Here is a 14,532-nt window from a genome sequence, read left to right on the forward strand (position 1 = left end):
GCGTGAACACGAACGAAAGCATTGCCGAAGAAGCAGTCGAGGAACTGGGCGCCGAGGACATTATCGCGACCCTCAAGCTGATCGCCGAGCGGGCCGGTAAGATCATCCTCGCCTACTACGTCGAAGGCGAAGAGATCGCCGTGCGCGAGAAGGACGATACCTCCCCTGTGACCGAAGCGGACGAAGCAGCGGAGACTTTCATTCTCGGTGCGCTAAACACGCTTACCCCCGACATTCCGGTTGTGGCCGAAGAAGCCATGGCCGCCGGCGAAGCGCCGGTGATCGAAGGCAACCGTTTCTGGCTGGTCGATCCCCTGGACGGTACCAAGGAATTCATCAGCCGGAACGGCGAGTTCACGGTGAACATCGCCCTCATCGAGGACGGCCAACCGGTCGCCGGGGTGGTGCACGCGCCGGCCATGGCAATGACCTGGGCCGGCGTCTGCGGCGAGACCGAGGACGGCGACAAGGGCAGCGGCCAGGCGGTCTTTGCCGAAACCGATAAACCCGTCATGGACATCCGGGTGCGCAAGATTCCCTCGGAAGGCGCCGTGGTCGTGGCCAGCCGTCGTCATGGCGCGGGCAAGGAACTGGACGACTTCCTCAGCCGTTACACCGTCGCCGAAAAAGTGAGTGCCGGAAGTTCACTGAAATTCTGCCTCGTCGCCTCCGGCCGCGCCGATGTCTACCCGCGCTTCGGGCGCACCATGGAGTGGGATACCGCCGCCGGCCACGCCGTGCTGCTGGCCGCGGGCGGACAGGTCTATACCCTGGACGACGAGCCCCTGGACTACGGCAAGCCGGACTTCGAAAACCCGCATTTCTATGCCTTGGGCGATGCCTCGCCGGATTGAGCGGCGACAGCCGGACCCGCGTTGAGCGGTGCGACCTCGCGCAACAGCCAGTCCTTGAAGCGGAGGATTCGCGGGTCCTCCGCCGCGGCCTGCGGATAGACCAGGAAGAAGCTGGACCCCAGGGGCAGGACAAGATCGAAAGGCGCAACCAGACGCCCGGCCGCCAGATCATCACTGGCCAGCCTCAAACGCCCGAGAACGATTCCCAGCCCGTCTGCTGCCGCTTGCAGCGCCAGGTCTGGGTGGCTGAAGCGCGGACCGCGTTCCGCATCGACGGCCGCGAGGCCCGCCGCCGACAGCCAGGATGCCCAGGTCGGCGCCGCCGGGTCGTAGAGCATCGAATCGTCGTGCAGTAATCTCAGGCCGGCGAGCTCGCCCGGACCGACCTCGCCCCCGCAGAGGCGCGGGCTGCACAGCGGCGTCACCTCTTCATCAAAGAGCTTCACGCCTTCCAGACCCTTGTAGTCCCCCTTGCCGAGGCGGATGGCGGCATCGAAAGTCGAGCTGCGGAAGTCGACCAGATCGAGCCCGGCGGAGAGCCGCAGGTCGAGGCCGGCGCAGGCCGTCTCCAGGCGCTCCAGACGCGGCACCAGCCACTTGCTGGCAAAGGCCGGCGCCACCGAGATATTCAGCGGCGCCAGGTCGGCGCTGCTGCGTGCCCGCTCCACGGCACGGTCCAGGCCGTCAAAGGCGGTATCCAGATCACGGGCGAAGCGCTGCCCCGCATCGGTCAACAGCAGGCCGCGTGACTGCCGCCGGAACAGCGGCTTTCCCAGATAGCCCTCCAGCGCCTTCACCTGATGACTGATGGCCGCCGGCGTGACGTGCAGTTCCCGGCCCGCACCGACATAGCTGAGGTGCCTGGCCGCGGCCTCGAAAGCGCGCAGGGCGTTCAGCGGATAGCGGTTCCGGTCTGCCATATGACTTAATAAATCTTGGCCTTAGGCTCAGTATTGATCGTTTGTCGCGCAACCAGCGTTAGCATACCTCAAAGATATCAAAGAAAGAAACGACGACCTGGAGATAGATATGCCTTATCTCAGCTATGCCGAGACGTTCCAAGGCGTTGCCGACGTTTTTCTCCGCGACCCCGGGCGCTACCGCCCCCTGCTGATGTTCATCGAGACGGTGATGACCGGGGAATCCGAGATCGGTAAGGCCGAGCGCGAGGTTCTGGCGGGCTATGTCTCACGCTTGAACGGCTGCGATTTCTGCGTCGGCGCCCACCGCGCCACACTGTCGGCCATGGGCGCCGCGCCGGATGCGATCGCCGCCATCGATCAGGCGCCGCATCTGGCGGTGGTGGACGCCAAGCTGCGCGCCCTGCTGGAACTGGCAGACCGCCTCACCCTCAATCCCGCCGCCGTCACCGCCGAGGATATCGCCAAGGTCACCCAAGCCGGCTGGTCGGAACAGGCGGTCGAGGATTCCATCAACGTGATCTCACTCTTTGCCTATGTGAACCGGCTGGTCGACGGCCTGGGTATCGAAGGCAATGCCGCCTACTTCGCCTACGTCGGCAAGGCCCTGGCCGAGCAGGGCTACGGCCCGCTGCTGGCCGCGGCGGAGAGCAAGACAGGTTAAAGCCACGGATTGAGAACGGAGGAAACGATGACGGAAACACTGCAGTGGACCGAGCCCGGCAAGACCTTCAGCGACGGCAGCAAGCTGTCGGACTGGATCAAGACCGAAGACAGCGGCATCTGGCATTGGCAATACGACACCCACGAGATGACCTTTTCCATCTACGAGCACGACGGCCAGTACTGGAAACTCTACCTGGCGCGCTGGGTTCCCGAAGGCGCCAGTGATTATGAATACGGTTACGGCGGGCAGGCCTGCCGGATGGTTCTGGTTTCCTACCGCGACAAGGGGCGTTCGCCTCACTCCAGCCGGCTGATGGCCGCCGGCGACGTGGAGTGGATCCGGACCTATGAATTCGACGCCAAGCGCCACAGGCTGGTCAAAGCCGGCGAGGAGAACGCCAAGTACGGCCCCGCCTACGGGCCCAAGAAATCGGCGGCATGAACAAGATCGAGGGAAAGGCGGAGGGGCCGGAGCAGCCCCTCTGCCTCGTCGTCGGCGTAGGCGACGCCACAGGAGCGGCGCTGGTCCGTCGCTTCGCCGACGGCGGCTACCGCGTTGCGATGATCGCGCGCAACGCCCAACGGCTGGAGGCACTGGCGCGAAAGACCGTCAGCGCCCGGGCCTATCCCTGCGACGTCGCCGACTATCCTGCCCTGACGGAAACACTGGCGAAGATTCGCCGTGACCTGGGGGAGCCTGCGGTGCTGGTCTACAACGCGGTCTCGGCCACCTTCCGGCGTTTCGAAGAAACCACGGTCGACGAGTTGGAAGCGAACTTCCGGGTGAACACCGCCGCCCTTCTGGTTCTGGTGCAGCAGCTGGCCCCGGCCATGCGCCGCGCCGGCCGGGGCGCCATCCTGGTGACCGGCAACACCGCGGCCCTGCGCGGCGTACCGAACTATGCGGTCTTTGCGCCGACCAAGGCGGCACAGCGCATTCTCGCGCAGTCCCTGGCCCGCGACCTCGGCCCCGACGGCATCCATGTCGCCTACATCACCGTCGATGCCGCCATCGACGTGACCTGGTACGGACCGGAAGATCAAAAACCCGCCTGGCTGAAACCGCCCGATGACTGGCCGCACCGGCGCGAAGACTTCTTCGCCAAGCCGGAAGCCATCGCCGAGGAAGTCTTTCACATCGGCCGGCAGGACCGCTCCACCTGGTCCTTCGACCACGTCATCCGCCCCTTTGCCGAGCACTGGTGATCGCCGCCAAACAGCGCGCCAGAGAAAAGCGAGTTCCCATGCAGCTTTCCCTCACCCCAATCCTCCTGGCCGCCGAGCTGGGCTTTCTCTTCGCTTTGGCCTGGCGCTGCCTCCAGGCCGCACCCCAACCCGGTTCCACCGCCGCCGTACATGCTCACCTGATCTGGATCGCCGGCTACGCCATCCTCACCAGCCTTATGGGCGCCCGCGGTATGTTCATCGCCGACGATCTGATGCCCTGGCTGCCCGGTCTCTGGCTGCAGGTGATCACGGTCGCGGTCTGCGTCGGCCCGGTTGTTCTCTTCGCGCCGCTGCGCTACGGCCTGCGCTCGGTGTTCGATGCCACGCCCTGGCGCTGGCTGGCCTACTTCCACGGCCTGCGCATCCTGGCGCTGGGCACCCTCTACAAAACGCAGAGCGGTGAGTTTCCGGGTTACTTCGCCTACCTGGTCGGCGTCCCGGACCTGCTCTTCGGCCTCTCGGCATTCTGGATCGCGGTGCGGGCAAGACGCGGCGACCTGACCGCCCAGGGTTTTATGATCTGGAACCTCATCGGCGCGCTCATCATCGTCCCCTCGGCACCGATCCTGTTGCAGCTCGGCCTGCCCGGCCCGCTGCAGGTCTTCACCAGCCAGCCCGATGCCCGGGCCGTCTTCACCTATCCGATGTCGATTGCCCCGATAATCGGCGTGCCACTGTTTGTGCTGGTCAATCTCTGGGCGGCCTGGCGCCTCTGGGAACGCCGCAACGCGAAAGCCCGGAGCCTCAGCCGGTGAGGCGCAGAACTTCCTTGGACAGGGCCCGGATTTCCTGGGCGGCGCGGCCCCGGTTCTGAAACTCGGTGACGCCGAGGCCTTTCAGCATGGCACCGGCGAAACCAACCCGGTTGCCGATCTGCGACCTGGCGATCTTCGCGCCGTAATCGCGAATCTCGAACATCATCTCCTCGGTCAGGTTGGCGCGGGGCGGTACCCGGTTCAGCACCAGCAGCGCCGGCACCTTTTCCTGCAGTGCCAGATCCAGGATCGCTTCGGTCGCCCAGACGTCCATCGGCGAGGGCTGCACGGGAACGATCACCAGTTCCGCCTGGCGCACGGCGATTTTCGAATCCGTCTCCGCATGGGGCGGTGAATCGATAATCACCACGTCGTGGTCCCGCTTCAGGCGGTCGATCTCGACCGCCAGCTTCCAACCGGCGACGGTGCTGACCGTCGGCCCCGAATCCTCGCCCTGCAGTTCCTGGCGCAGTGCGTGCCACATGGTGAAGGACCGCTGCGGGTCGATATCCGCCACCGCGACACGCTTTTTTGCCTGCAGGTAGGCAACGGCCAGATTGACGGCCAAAGTCGTCTTGCCGGCGCCGCCTTTTTGCTGCGCCACGGTAAGAATCTTTGCGGCCATGCTGTCCACCCGCGCTTTTGTTGAGGTGGGCGCAGTTTGCACATGCAAAAACACGAAGGCAAGCAGCAGAATTCTGCCATTTTTCTCACAATTGGAGTCTTGACCAGACCAGTTGAAGAGTCGCATTCTAACGACACGTGGTCGGTAAACCGGCGACGATTTAGCCGCCGCAATGCCTGTGCGGTGACTCGGCAGGAGGTTCCCGTAAACCGCGGTAGGAGCCGATCCTGGATCGACGAGAGCAAAAGGAACCGGGGCTCCAGGCCCCGGTTTCGTTATGTTTACCCGGCTGCTGTCGCGGCTGATCCCGCCCCGATGCGAACCCAGGTGCGAACCCGGGTCCCCAAGGGCGTCTTTTCTTTGCCGTGCGCATGACTAGACTGCGCCGCCATGCAGACCCTTGGCACCACCATACGACCCGCGAACGACGAGAGTTTTCGAGAAGCCGCAGAGATCCTGCGCGACGGCGGCCTGGTCGCCTTTCCGACCGAGACCGTCTACGGCCTGGGTGCCGACGCCACCTCGGACAACGCCACGGCCGGCATCTTCGCCGCCAAGGACCGGCCGCGCTTCAACCCGCTGATCGTTCATTTCACCGACTCCGCCGCCGCCGCGCGTGAAGTGGTTTTCGATACCAGGGCCAGGGAAATCGCCGCGCGCTTCTGGCCCGGCCCCCTCACCCTGGTCCTGCCGCGCCGCGCCGACAGCCGCCTCTCCCTGCTCTGCAGCGCCGGGCTAGACACCCAGGCGGTCCGGGTTCCCGCCCACCCGGTGGCCCAACGGCTGCTGGCGGAGGCCGGCCTGCCCCTGGCAGCACCCAGCGCCAACGCCTCGGGCCGTATCAGCCCGACCCAGGCGGCGCACGTGGCCCGGTCGCTCGACGGCCGGATCCCCCTGATCCTGGACGGCGGCGCCTGCAGCGTCGGCCTGGAATCGACCGTGCTGGATCTCTCGACGCCAAAGCCCACGATACTGCGCCCCGGCGCGGTAACGGCGGAGGACTTGAGCGGCTTTCTCGATCTGACACCCCCGCCCGCAAACGACGGGACACTGAAAGCACCGGGTATGCTGAGCAGCCATTACGCGCCTGCCAAACCTTTGCGGCTTGAAGCGACCTCCGTCGCTGCGGACGAGGCCCTGCTGGCTTTCGGCCCGCAGGCCCCAAGCGGCGCAGCCGTGACCCTGAACCTCAGCCCTGCGGGCGATCTCGCCGAAGCGGCGACCAGGCTCTTTGCCTGTCTGCGTGAACTGGATGAAAGCGACGCGGGCGCCATTGCGGCGATGCCGATCCCCGAGAGCGGCCTGGGCGCCGCCATCAACGACCGGCTGCGCCGCGCCGCCGCGCCGCGGGAAGGCTGAGCCGGCCAAGCTGGTCCCGGACAAGCGCGCCAGGGACAGACTCGCCAGGACCGGTCGCGCGCATTAAAGTCCTGATCATGGATACCTTGAGCCCGAAAACCGCCGACTACGATGCCCTGCGCAGGAAACTCACCGCCTTGCTGGGTGAAAAGGGCGTGGTCGGCGATGCGCAGACCCTGGCACCCTTCCTGAAGGAACAGCGGGGCCGCTACGAGGGCCATACACCCTTCATGATCCGCCCGGCAGACACGCAGGAAGTCTCGCGTGCTGTCGCGCTCTGCGCCGAAGCCGGGGTGCCTCTGGTGCCCCAGGGCGGCAACACCGGTCTGGTGGCTGGCGCGGTGCCCTTCGAACAGGACGGCGCGCTGCTCATCAACCTCGGGCGCATGAACCGGGTGAGGAACGTCGATCCAACCGACTACAGCATCACCGTCGAAGCGGGCTGCATCCTGCAGAGCGTGCAGCAGGCGGCAGAAGCAGCAGACCGGCTGTTTCCGTTGAGCCTGGGCGCCGAAGGCTCCTGCCAGATCGGCGGCAACCTCTCAACCAACGCCGGCGGCATCCACGTGCTGCGCTACGGCAACACCCGCGACCTGGTACTGGGCCTGGAAGTGGTGCTGGCGGACGGGCGCATCTGGGAGGGGCTGAGCGCGCTGCGCAAGGACAACACGGGCTACGACCTGAAGCACCTTTTCGTCGGCGCGGAAGGTACCCTGGGGATCATCACCGCAGCGACCCTGAAGCTCTTTCCCCGGCCGCGGGAAACCGCCGTCGCCTTCATTGCGGTGACCAGCCCTGAGGCCGCCGTGGAACTGCTGGCCCGCAGCCGGGCTGCTTCCGGCGACCGAGTCGCGGCCTTCGAACTGATCCCCCGCATCGGTCTCGACTTTGCCCTGCGCCACGTCAGCGGCATCGAAGACCCGCTCGGCGAAGCCCACGACTGGTACGTGCTGACCGAACTGGCCTCCGGACAAGCCGACGGCAGCCTGCGCGACGTCCTGGAAAACCTGCTCGCCACCGCCTGCGAAGACGGCCTGGTGATCGACGCAGCCCTGGCCGCCAACGAACGCCAAGCCGCCGCCTTCTGGCGCATCCGCGAAGGCCTGGTGGAGGGGCAGAAGTTCGAGGGCGGCTCCATCAAGCACGATGTCTCGGTGCCGGTTTCCAAGGTACCGCTTTTCCTGGAGCGCGCCCTGGCCCTGGTGAAAGAAATGGTCCCCGGTATTCGCCCGGTGTCTTTTGGCCATCTCGGCGACGGCAACATCCATTTCAATCTTTCCCAGCCGGAAGGCGCCGACAAGGCCGACTATCTCGCCCGCTGGGACGAGGTCAACCATGCAGTCCACAGCCTGGTGGTGGAACTGGACGGATCGATCTCCGCCGAGCACGGCATCGGCCACATGAAGGTGACGGAAAACGCCCACTTCAAATCGCCCCTGGAAATCGAGATGATGCAGCGGGTGAAAGCCGCCCTCGACCCGCAGAACCTCATGAACCCGGGGAAAGTGGTCCCGCGCTGAGGCGGTAGGACTTCGCCAAAGCACCGTCAAGGTATCGCTCTTCGGCGAACACAAGACCGAGCTTCTCGGCGACCCGTATGGAAGCGGCGTTCAAGGGATCGATGTCGGCGACCACGGCATCCAGGCCAAGGCCCTGCAGGGCGTGCGCCAGAACCGGCGCCGCAGCCTCGGTCGCATAGCCCCTTCCCCAGCAATGAACTGCGTCACAAGGGGGTCGCGGTCCATGGCGAGGCAGTCTTCCAGGTCCGCAATCGAACGCGGGCGAAGCAGAAGTCTCTCGGTCTCGAACGTCGGCAGCATTGGCGGTCCCTTTTACCGCCGCTGTCTTGGCATGAGGTTCTCACGGACGGCCATGGCGGGCGCAGCAGGGAACCAGGCAGCCTGTGCCCTCCCGCAGCGCCCGCCCGGTTCTCAGAGCGAAAGAACGAGATCGAAGTAAACGCGGTAATCGAAGATGCTGTCGTCCTTGTCGGTGATCGGGGTTTCGCCGCCAAGGCCGATCTGCACATTGTCGTTGAATTGATAGCGAAAGCCGCCGCCGACGGTGATCGTGGTGTCGCGGTCATCGCTGCCGAAGTTCAGTACGTCCACGCCGTCCAGATCCCCCAGCGCGCCGGTCAGGCGATTGCCGTGATCGATGGGCGTAAATCCATTGACCTCGATCAGGGGAAAGAACCCGGGAAGAACCTCGTAGTCCGCATGCGCCGAATAGTGGACGATCGAGGTATCGGCATCGCCGTCGAGAGCGATGTTGGCGCCGAAACTGGCCTGGAGACCAAGATCGCCAAAGGTCGTCGCGCCGGTCACGAAGGGGTTGAGGAAGCCGTCCCCGTCGCCCTGCAGTTCGATACCGCCGGTTTCTAGGTCGTTGATCGGTATCTCGTAGCGCAGGCCCACCGTCAGAAGTGTTTCATCTTCCGGAATGGAAATGACCGCGTACTTGAAGCCGAAGGCGATGTTGGCGAAGCCGCTTTCATCTTCCAGGACGTCATCGAACTGGAAATCCGCGTAGCCGTCCTTGGTGGCGATGAAGCCCAGGCGTTCGGTCAGCGCCAGGCGAAGCTGCAGGGCCACGAGATTGACGTGGCCGCCGCCGGTCACGAAATCATTGGGAAGCTCATGATAGAAGTAGATCGCCCGGGCTTCTGTCGTGATGTAAGGCGTTTCGTTGAAGATAGGATTGGTCAGCGGCGGGACATAGCGGCTGTGTCCACCTTCGCCCAGAGAGCCTTCCAGGTTCAGGCCAAAGGGCCTGAAGGGTTCTTCGGCCGCCGCGGCCTGGTCAGATATCACGGCGGTAAGAAACAGGGCCGACAATGCGGTCGTGCAGATCGCGTTGCCAAGAATCCCTTTCATCATGTCGTCTCCTTATCATCCACTTTCGAGGTTCAGGACGCGCCGCGCCCTCCCCCCGGCTCTGTGGTCTACAGAAGCGTTCCAGCGCTGCGCACAGCGCGGAACGTGATCACAAGTTCGAAAAGGAAAGACGCCAACGATGTGGGTGAAGGAGATCAGCTCCGGCGATCCGCCGCATTGATCTACGGCAAATGAAAAACGGTTACAGGCCTGTTTCGCTTATCTGAACAGCGGCTGTGCGACGATAGGCCGCGCACCCCGGCGTTCAGTCCAGCTTCTTGCCGTCAAGGTCGCGCAGCGCTTTGTCGCGCTCGTCATCGGTCTTCTTGCGCTCGCTCTTGCTGCGGCCGAAGCGCGCGCGATTGTCCGCCGCCTTCGCCAACTTCTCGTCGCGCGCCTTGCGCTTCTTCGCCTGCCGCAGATTGATGATCTCAGCCATGAAGTAAGTCTAGGCGCTCAGGATCGTCACGTCAGCGACCAATTTTTCGACAGCATCGGCTAAGCAGAACGATCATCTTCCGGCGGTGCCGGCCTTGTCCGGAATCCAAAGCCGACGAGCCAGCCGATCAATCCGGCTGCCGCGGCGGAGCCGGCTGCTGCAATGAGCTTCCAATCCGGCACAAGCTGTCCGGCGCCGTCGCGCTTCAGGAAAGCCAGCGTCAGCGCAAGGTCATCAGGGGGGAAAAGAATACTGCTGCCCGCCAGCAGCAGGACCGGCGCCAGAAGGACGACCCACCAGATCCGCAGTTGCCCGATCCAGATCAACAGCAGGACCACCGGCAGAAAGACGAAAACACCGCAGACGGCGGCAATGGCCGCCCCCACGACAAAGGCAAAAGCACCGGCCATGGGGCCGACCATGACGGCGATCACCAGAACGGCAAGGCCGGCCCCGGCCGCATAGCCGAGCATCGCGCGCTGCAGTTGGAAAATAGCCGTCATGGCGTCTTCTTTGCCTTACCTGCCGTGTGAGACCCAGATTGGACCTCTTCGTCGGGTCCAAGGCGGCGAAAGGTTCAACGCCGCCCCCTCCATTGCCAAGACGGCTGTGCTGCTCCATCTTTCTCTGTGGGAAAACAACGCGACGCTGGCCCGCGTCCGACAAATCTCTGCCTGGGAGATGCCTGCCATGACCTATACCGCGCCGATCACCGAGATGCGCTTTGCGTTGGACGCCATCGCCGATATGCCGGGTATCGCCGGCCTGCCGGGCTATGAGGAAGCGACGCCGGATCTGGTGGACGCCATCCTGGAGGAGGCCGGCAAGCTGGGCGCCGCGGTGCTGGCCCCCCTGAACCACCCGGGCGACCGTGAAGGCTCGGTCTACGAAAACGGCGTGGTGCGCACCCCCAAGGGTTTCCAGGAGGCTTATAACCAGTTCGTTGAAGGCGGCTGGAACTCCCTGCCCTTCGATCCGGACTACGGCGGTCAGGGCATGCCCTGGACCCTGGCCACGGCGGTGCAGGAGATCTGGCAGGCGGCGAACCTGAGTTTCGGGCTCTGCCCGCTGCTGACCGCCGGCGCGGTGGAACTGCTTCAGGAACACGGCAGCGAAGACCAGAAGCAGACCTACCTGCCCAGGATGATTTCCGGCGAGTGGACCGGCACCATGAACCTGACCGAGCCGCAGGCGGGCTCCGACGTCGGGGCGGTGAAGACAAAGGCGGAGCCTAACGGCGATCACTATCTGATCACCGGCCAGAAGATCTACATCACCTTCGGCGAACACGACCTGACCGAAAACATCGTCCATATGGTTCTGGCGCGCCTGCCCGATGCGCCCGCGGGCACCAAGGGGATCAGCCTGTTCCTGGTGCCCAAGTTCCTGGTGAATGAGGACGGCACGCTGGGCCCGCGCAACGACCTGCGCTGCGTTTCCATCGAACACAAGCTGGGCATCAAGGCGTCGCCCACCGCGGTCATGGCCTATGGCGATTCCGGCGGCGCGATCGGTTATCTGGTCGGCGGGGAAAACCGCGGCATGGCCTGCATGTTTACGATGATGAACAACGCCCGCCTTGCCGTTGGCATCCAGGGCGTGGCGATTGCCGAGCGCGCCTATCAACAAGCCCGCGCCTATGCCTTCGACCGCACCCAGAGCCGCGCGCTTGACGGCAATGCCGCCACCGTCGCCATTATCCGGCACCCCGACGTGCGCCGCATGCTGGCGACCATGAAGGCCAAGACCGAGGCGGCCAGGGCCATGACCTATTGGGCGGCTGCCGCGCTGGACCGTTCCAAGCGGGAGCCGGATGAAGAGGCACGCAGGGGACAGCAGGCCCTGCTGGACCTGTTGATCCCGGTGACCAAGTCCTGGTGCACCGACATCGGCTGCGAGGTTGCCTCGCTGGGAATCCAGATCCACGGCGGCATGGGCTTCGTCGAAGAAACCGGCGCCGCGCAGCACTACCGCGACGCCCGCATCCTGCCGATCTACGAAGGCACCAACGGCATCCAGGCGCTCGACCTCTTTACGCGCAAGCTGCTGCGCGACGAGGGGGCAGCCATGACCCGCCTGTTGATGGAGATGCGCGCCGGGCTGCCCAAAGCGGAGGCCGACAGCGCGCTTGCCGCCCTTCGCGAACCGCTGGCCGAAAGCCTGGAGGCCCTCGACCGGGCAACGGCCTGGATGCTGGAACAGGGTGGTGAAGATCTGCTACGCGGCGCCGCTTCGGCGACCCCCTACCAGAACCTCTTCGGCGTGGTCCTCGGCGGCTGGCTGCTGGCGCAGGCGGCCATCGAAGCAGCCCGCAGGGCAGAAGACGGCAGTGGCGACCAAAGTTATCTCGACGGCAAGCTGAAGACCGCGCGCTTCTATGCCGACAACCTGCTGGGCGAGGCTGCGGGGCTTGCCGCCGCAGTGACAAAGGGCGCCGAATCGACCCTGGCCCTCGCCGACGAACAGTTCTAGCGCCGTTTCAGACAGATCGGAGAAACAAAAAAATGCCCGGTGCCGGGAGTGTTCGGCACCGGGCAGACGTTTGGGACATAGCCTCGAAATTACTTCCGAGATGCCCGCAACCGGTCCAACTGGGCTAAGACCGGGTCCGCAGACTGGAAGGCCAAGAGTTATGGTGGGGACCACCTTCCAGCACACAGCGGATGCTATAAATCTAGAGGTCTGGGATCGCGGTCGCCTTGACGCAGATCAATCGGCCAGAATTCCCGCCGGGCAAGTAAAGCCACCTTATCCACGGGACATGGGAAGACTTGATCTTCCCGGGCCGGAGCGACACCATGCGCCCTCCGGTTCGCCAGGCCGGAGGCGGCAAAACCAAAAACAAACTGATCAACGGGGGAAGCGGTGCGATGGCCGAAGGCAGCAGCATTCTTGCAATCGACCAGGGAACAACCAGCACGCGGGCGATTCTGTTCTCTGCAGAGGGCCAAAGGCTGGGCCTGGCCCAGAAAGAGCTTCCGCAGCACTTTCCCCAGTCCGGCTGGGTCGAGCACGATGTCGAGGATATCTGGCGCGATACGCTGGCGGTCTGCAAGGACGCGGTGGCCGATGCCGGCAAGACCATGGGCGACGTTGCCGTCATCGGCATCACCAACCAGCGCGAAACCACCGTCATCTGGGACCGGGCGACCGGCGAAGCGATCCACAAGGCCATCGTCTGGCAGGACCGCAGGACATCGGAATTCTGCCAGGATCTGCGCGCAACCGGCGCCGAGGCACTGGTGCGGGAGCGGACCGGCCTGCTGCTGGACCCCTACTTCTCCGGCACCAAGATTTCCTGGCTGCTGGACAAGGTACCTGGCGCGCGCGAACGGGCCGAGCGCGGCGAGCTTGCCTTCGGCACCATCGACTGCTTCCTGCTGTGGCGGCTGACCGGGGGGCGGGTCCACGCCACCGACGCGACCAACGCGGCGCGCACCCTGATTTTCGATATCAAGCGCCAGGTCTGGGACAAGGAACTGCTGGAGCTGCTGCGCATTCCCGAAAGCCTGCTGCCGGAGGTCCGCGACAGCGATGCGGAGTTCGGCACCACCGAAACCGCGCTGCTGGGCGCCGCCCTGCCCGTCGGCGGCATCGCCGGCGACCAGCAGGCCGCGACGGTGGGCCAGGCCTGCTTCGAGGCGGGCATGATGAAGTCCACTTACGGCACCGGTTGCTTTGCGCTGTTCAACACCGGCAGCGATCTTGTGTACTCACAGAACCGGCTGCTCTCCACCGTGGCCTATCGCCTGGGCGGCAAGACCACCTACGCGCTGGAGGGCAGCATCTTCGTGGCCGGCGCCGCCGTGCAATGGCTGCGCGACGGCCTGGGTGTCATCGGTTCGGCTGAAGAAACCGAAGCCCTGGCAAAGCAGGCCGATACCGGCCAGCGCATCTATCTGGTGCCGGCCTTTACCGGCCTCGGCGCGCCCTACTGGGACGCCGATGCCCGCGGCGCGATCTTCGGGCTGACCCGGGCCAGCGGACCGGCGGAACTGGCCCGCGCGACCCTGGAGGCGGTCTGCTACCAGACCCGCGACCTGCTGGAAGCCATGCGCGCCGACGGCGCCAGCGGGCTGGAGACGCTGAGGGTCGACGGCGGCATGGTGGCCAACGACTGGATGCTGCAGATGCTGGCCGACATCCTGGGTGTTGCGGTGGAGCGCCCGCAGGTGGCCGAGACCACGGCCCTGGGTGCGGCCTATCTGGCAGGCCTCAATCGTGGTCTCTTCCAGAATCTGGAGGCTGTCGCCGCGCAATGGCAGTGCAACGCCCGTTTCGAACCGCAGATGGCCGAGGCGGACCGCGAGGAGCGTTACAGCGGCTGGCGCGACGCCGTCGGCCGGGTCAGCTCTTCCGCATAGCGCCCAGGCTGGATTCTCTTAACGCCCTCTGCGTAGAATTCAGGATCCGGAGGCGGCGCAGCCCGCGCGGCACCGGGTTAACAGGAGAAGCATTTGGTAGAGCGGACGATGGAAAGCGTAGAGATCCCGATCGCCGAGATCTATGTACCGGCGAAGCGCAAGCGTACCCTGAAGCCGGCGCAGGTTGACGAGCTGGCCGAGAGCATCATGGAAGAAGGCTTGAAGCTGCCGATTTCGGTGCGCCAGGGCAACGGACGCTTCGTGCTGATCGAAGGTCTGCACCGCCTGGAGGCCTGCCGCGCCCTGGGCGAAGAAACCATCAAGAGCATCATCGTCCGCGCCCGCCAGCACTAAGGCTTTCGTTCCCCGCACAGCCCCCACCGGGCCATGGGAAGGACGTTTTTGTCCTTCTGCGCGTCTTGAAAAAGAGGCGAAAATCCTAGCCTT

16 protein-coding genes are annotated in these 14,532 nt (G+C 64.9%); 10 read left to right on the plus strand and 6 right to left on the minus strand.

Features of this window, described 5'->3' with window-relative positions; translation table 11 throughout:
• The first annotated feature begins 2 nt into the window (after positions 1–2).
• Complete coding sequence (gene cysQ / locus HBA54_RS19395) at positions 3–854, plus strand: 3'(2'),5'-bisphosphate nucleotidase CysQ (RefSeq protein WP_322096075.1); 852 nt, start codon at positions 3–5, stop codon at positions 852–854.
• On the opposite strand, the gene gcvA is transcribed toward cysQ, so the two are convergent.
• Positions 824–1,774, minus strand: coding sequence for a transcriptional regulator GcvA (gcvA, locus tag HBA54_RS19400; protein WP_167227723.1), 951 nt, complete (start codon positions 1,772–1,774; stop codon positions 824–826). The genes cysQ and gcvA overlap by 31 nt on opposite strands.
• A gap of 109 nt (positions 1,775–1,883) precedes the next feature.
• Between gcvA and HBA54_RS19405 the strand changes: the two genes are divergently transcribed.
• From HBA54_RS19405 to HBA54_RS19420, 4 genes are read left to right on the plus strand one after another with little or no spacing between them, the layout of a single operon-like run.
• Entirely contained in the window at positions 1,884–2,438 is a 555-nt protein-coding gene (locus tag HBA54_RS19405; protein ID WP_167227724.1) for a carboxymuconolactone decarboxylase family protein, read from the plus strand.
• A gap of 27 nt (positions 2,439–2,465) precedes the next feature.
• Positions 2,466–2,882: a hypothetical protein gene (locus HBA54_RS19410; protein WP_167227725.1), complete on the plus strand. Its 417-nt coding sequence runs from the start codon at positions 2,466–2,468 to the stop codon at positions 2,880–2,882.
• Positions 2,879–3,646 carry an SDR family NAD(P)-dependent oxidoreductase gene (locus HBA54_RS19415; RefSeq protein ID WP_167227726.1) on the plus strand — a complete coding sequence of 256 codons (768 nt, stop codon included), beginning with the start codon at positions 2,879–2,881 and terminating at the stop codon, positions 3,644–3,646. The genes HBA54_RS19410 and HBA54_RS19415 overlap by 4 nt, the downstream gene beginning before the upstream one ends.
• Before the next feature lie 38 nt (positions 3,647–3,684).
• Positions 3,685–4,422: a DUF8737 domain-containing protein gene (locus tag HBA54_RS19420; RefSeq protein ID WP_167227727.1), complete on the plus strand. Its 738-nt coding sequence runs from the start codon at positions 3,685–3,687 to the stop codon at positions 4,420–4,422.
• Here the strand turns inward: HBA54_RS19420 and parA are convergent.
• Entirely contained in the window at positions 4,412–5,047 is a 636-nt protein-coding gene (gene parA, locus HBA54_RS19425; RefSeq protein ID WP_167227728.1) for a ParA family partition ATPase, read from the minus strand. The genes HBA54_RS19420 and parA overlap by 11 nt on opposite strands.
• Positions 5,048–5,437: 390 nt before the next feature.
• Here parA and HBA54_RS19430 point away from each other — a divergent pair, with 390 nt between their 5' ends.
• Positions 5,438–6,406 carry an L-threonylcarbamoyladenylate synthase gene (locus tag HBA54_RS19430; protein ID WP_167227730.1) on the plus strand — a complete coding sequence of 323 codons (969 nt, stop codon included), beginning with the start codon at positions 5,438–5,440 and terminating at the stop codon, positions 6,404–6,406.
• Between the two features lie 77 nt (positions 6,407–6,483).
• On the plus strand, positions 6,484–7,926 hold the full coding sequence (locus HBA54_RS19435; RefSeq protein ID WP_167227732.1) for an FAD-binding oxidoreductase: 1,443 nt from the start codon (positions 6,484–6,486) through the stop codon (positions 7,924–7,926).
• Here the strand turns inward: HBA54_RS19435 and HBA54_RS29910 are convergent.
• From HBA54_RS29910 to HBA54_RS19455, 4 genes are all read right to left on the minus strand, one after another.
• Positions 7,895–8,161: a GNAT family N-acetyltransferase gene (locus tag HBA54_RS29910; RefSeq protein WP_205944781.1), complete on the minus strand. Its 267-nt coding sequence runs from the start codon at positions 8,159–8,161 to the stop codon at positions 7,895–7,897. The genes HBA54_RS19435 and HBA54_RS29910 overlap by 32 nt on opposite strands.
• A gap of 176 nt (positions 8,162–8,337) precedes the next feature.
• Positions 8,338–9,285 carry a transporter gene (locus HBA54_RS19445; protein WP_167227734.1) on the minus strand — a complete coding sequence of 316 codons (948 nt, stop codon included), beginning with the start codon at positions 9,283–9,285 and terminating at the stop codon, positions 8,338–8,340.
• A gap of 262 nt (positions 9,286–9,547) precedes the next feature.
• Complete coding sequence (locus tag HBA54_RS19450; protein WP_167227736.1) at positions 9,548–9,721, minus strand: DUF4169 family protein; 174 nt, start codon at positions 9,719–9,721, stop codon at positions 9,548–9,550.
• A 59-nt stretch (positions 9,722–9,780) separates the two neighbouring features.
• Positions 9,781–10,224, minus strand: a complete 444-nt coding sequence (locus tag HBA54_RS19455; RefSeq protein WP_167227738.1) for a hypothetical protein — start codon at positions 10,222–10,224, stop codon at positions 9,781–9,783.
• A 187-nt stretch (positions 10,225–10,411) separates the two neighbouring features.
• Between HBA54_RS19455 and HBA54_RS19460 the strand changes: the two genes are divergently transcribed.
• The 3 genes from HBA54_RS19460 (at position 10,412) to HBA54_RS19470 (ending at position 14,439) form a co-directional block, all read left to right on the plus strand.
• Positions 10,412–12,193 (plus strand): acyl-CoA dehydrogenase, encoded by a 1,782-nt coding sequence (locus HBA54_RS19460; RefSeq protein WP_167227740.1) that lies wholly within the window; start codon positions 10,412–10,414, stop codon positions 12,191–12,193.
• Between the two features lie 398 nt (positions 12,194–12,591).
• Positions 12,592–14,085 (plus strand): glycerol kinase GlpK, encoded by a 1,494-nt coding sequence (gene glpK, locus HBA54_RS19465; protein ID WP_167227743.1) that lies wholly within the window; start codon positions 12,592–12,594, stop codon positions 14,083–14,085.
• A gap of 93 nt (positions 14,086–14,178) precedes the next feature.
• The gene (locus tag HBA54_RS19470; RefSeq protein WP_205944775.1) at positions 14,179–14,439 is read left to right on the plus strand and encodes a ParB N-terminal domain-containing protein; all 261 of its coding nucleotides are present in this window, start codon (positions 14,179–14,181) and stop codon (positions 14,437–14,439) included.
• Positions 14,440–14,532: the final 93 nt, after the last annotated feature.

The sequence above is a fragment of the Pelagibius litoralis genome (assembly GCF_011683915.1).
Lineage (GTDB): Bacteria > Pseudomonadota > Alphaproteobacteria > Kiloniellales > Kiloniellaceae > Pelagibius > Pelagibius litoralis.

Excerpts from the sequence above, each read along its gene's own strand:
- gcvA (WP_167227723.1), bottom strand. The coding sequence starts at position 1,774 with ATGGCAGACCGGAACCGCTATCCGCTGAACGCCCTGCGCGCTTTCGAG.
- HBA54_RS19405 (WP_167227724.1), top strand. The coding sequence starts at position 1,884 with ATGCCTTATCTCAGCTATGCCGAGACGTTCCAAGGCGTTGCCGACGTT.
- HBA54_RS19410 (WP_167227725.1), top strand. The coding sequence starts at position 2,466 with ATGACGGAAACACTGCAGTGGACCGAGCCCGGCAAGACCTTCAGCGAC.
- HBA54_RS19415 (WP_167227726.1), top strand. The coding sequence starts at position 2,879 with ATGAACAAGATCGAGGGAAAGGCGGAGGGGCCGGAGCAGCCCCTCTGC.
- HBA54_RS19420 (WP_167227727.1), top strand. The coding sequence starts at position 3,685 with ATGCAGCTTTCCCTCACCCCAATCCTCCTGGCCGCCGAGCTGGGCTTT.
- parA (WP_167227728.1), bottom strand. The coding sequence starts at position 5,047 with ATGGCCGCAAAGATTCTTACCGTGGCGCAGCAAAAAGGCGGCGCCGGC.
- HBA54_RS19430 (WP_167227730.1), top strand. The coding sequence starts at position 5,438 with ATGCAGACCCTTGGCACCACCATACGACCCGCGAACGACGAGAGTTTT.
- HBA54_RS19435 (WP_167227732.1), top strand. The coding sequence starts at position 6,484 with ATGGATACCTTGAGCCCGAAAACCGCCGACTACGATGCCCTGCGCAGG.
- HBA54_RS19445 (WP_167227734.1), bottom strand. The coding sequence starts at position 9,285 with ATGATGAAAGGGATTCTTGGCAACGCGATCTGCACGACCGCATTGTCG.
- HBA54_RS19450 (WP_167227736.1), bottom strand. The coding sequence starts at position 9,721 with ATGGCTGAGATCATCAATCTGCGGCAGGCGAAGAAGCGCAAGGCGCGC.
- HBA54_RS19455 (WP_167227738.1), bottom strand. The coding sequence starts at position 10,224 with ATGACGGCTATTTTCCAACTGCAGCGCGCGATGCTCGGCTATGCGGCC.
- HBA54_RS19460 (WP_167227740.1), top strand. The coding sequence starts at position 10,412 with ATGACCTATACCGCGCCGATCACCGAGATGCGCTTTGCGTTGGACGCC.
- glpK (WP_167227743.1), top strand. The coding sequence starts at position 12,592 with ATGGCCGAAGGCAGCAGCATTCTTGCAATCGACCAGGGAACAACCAGC.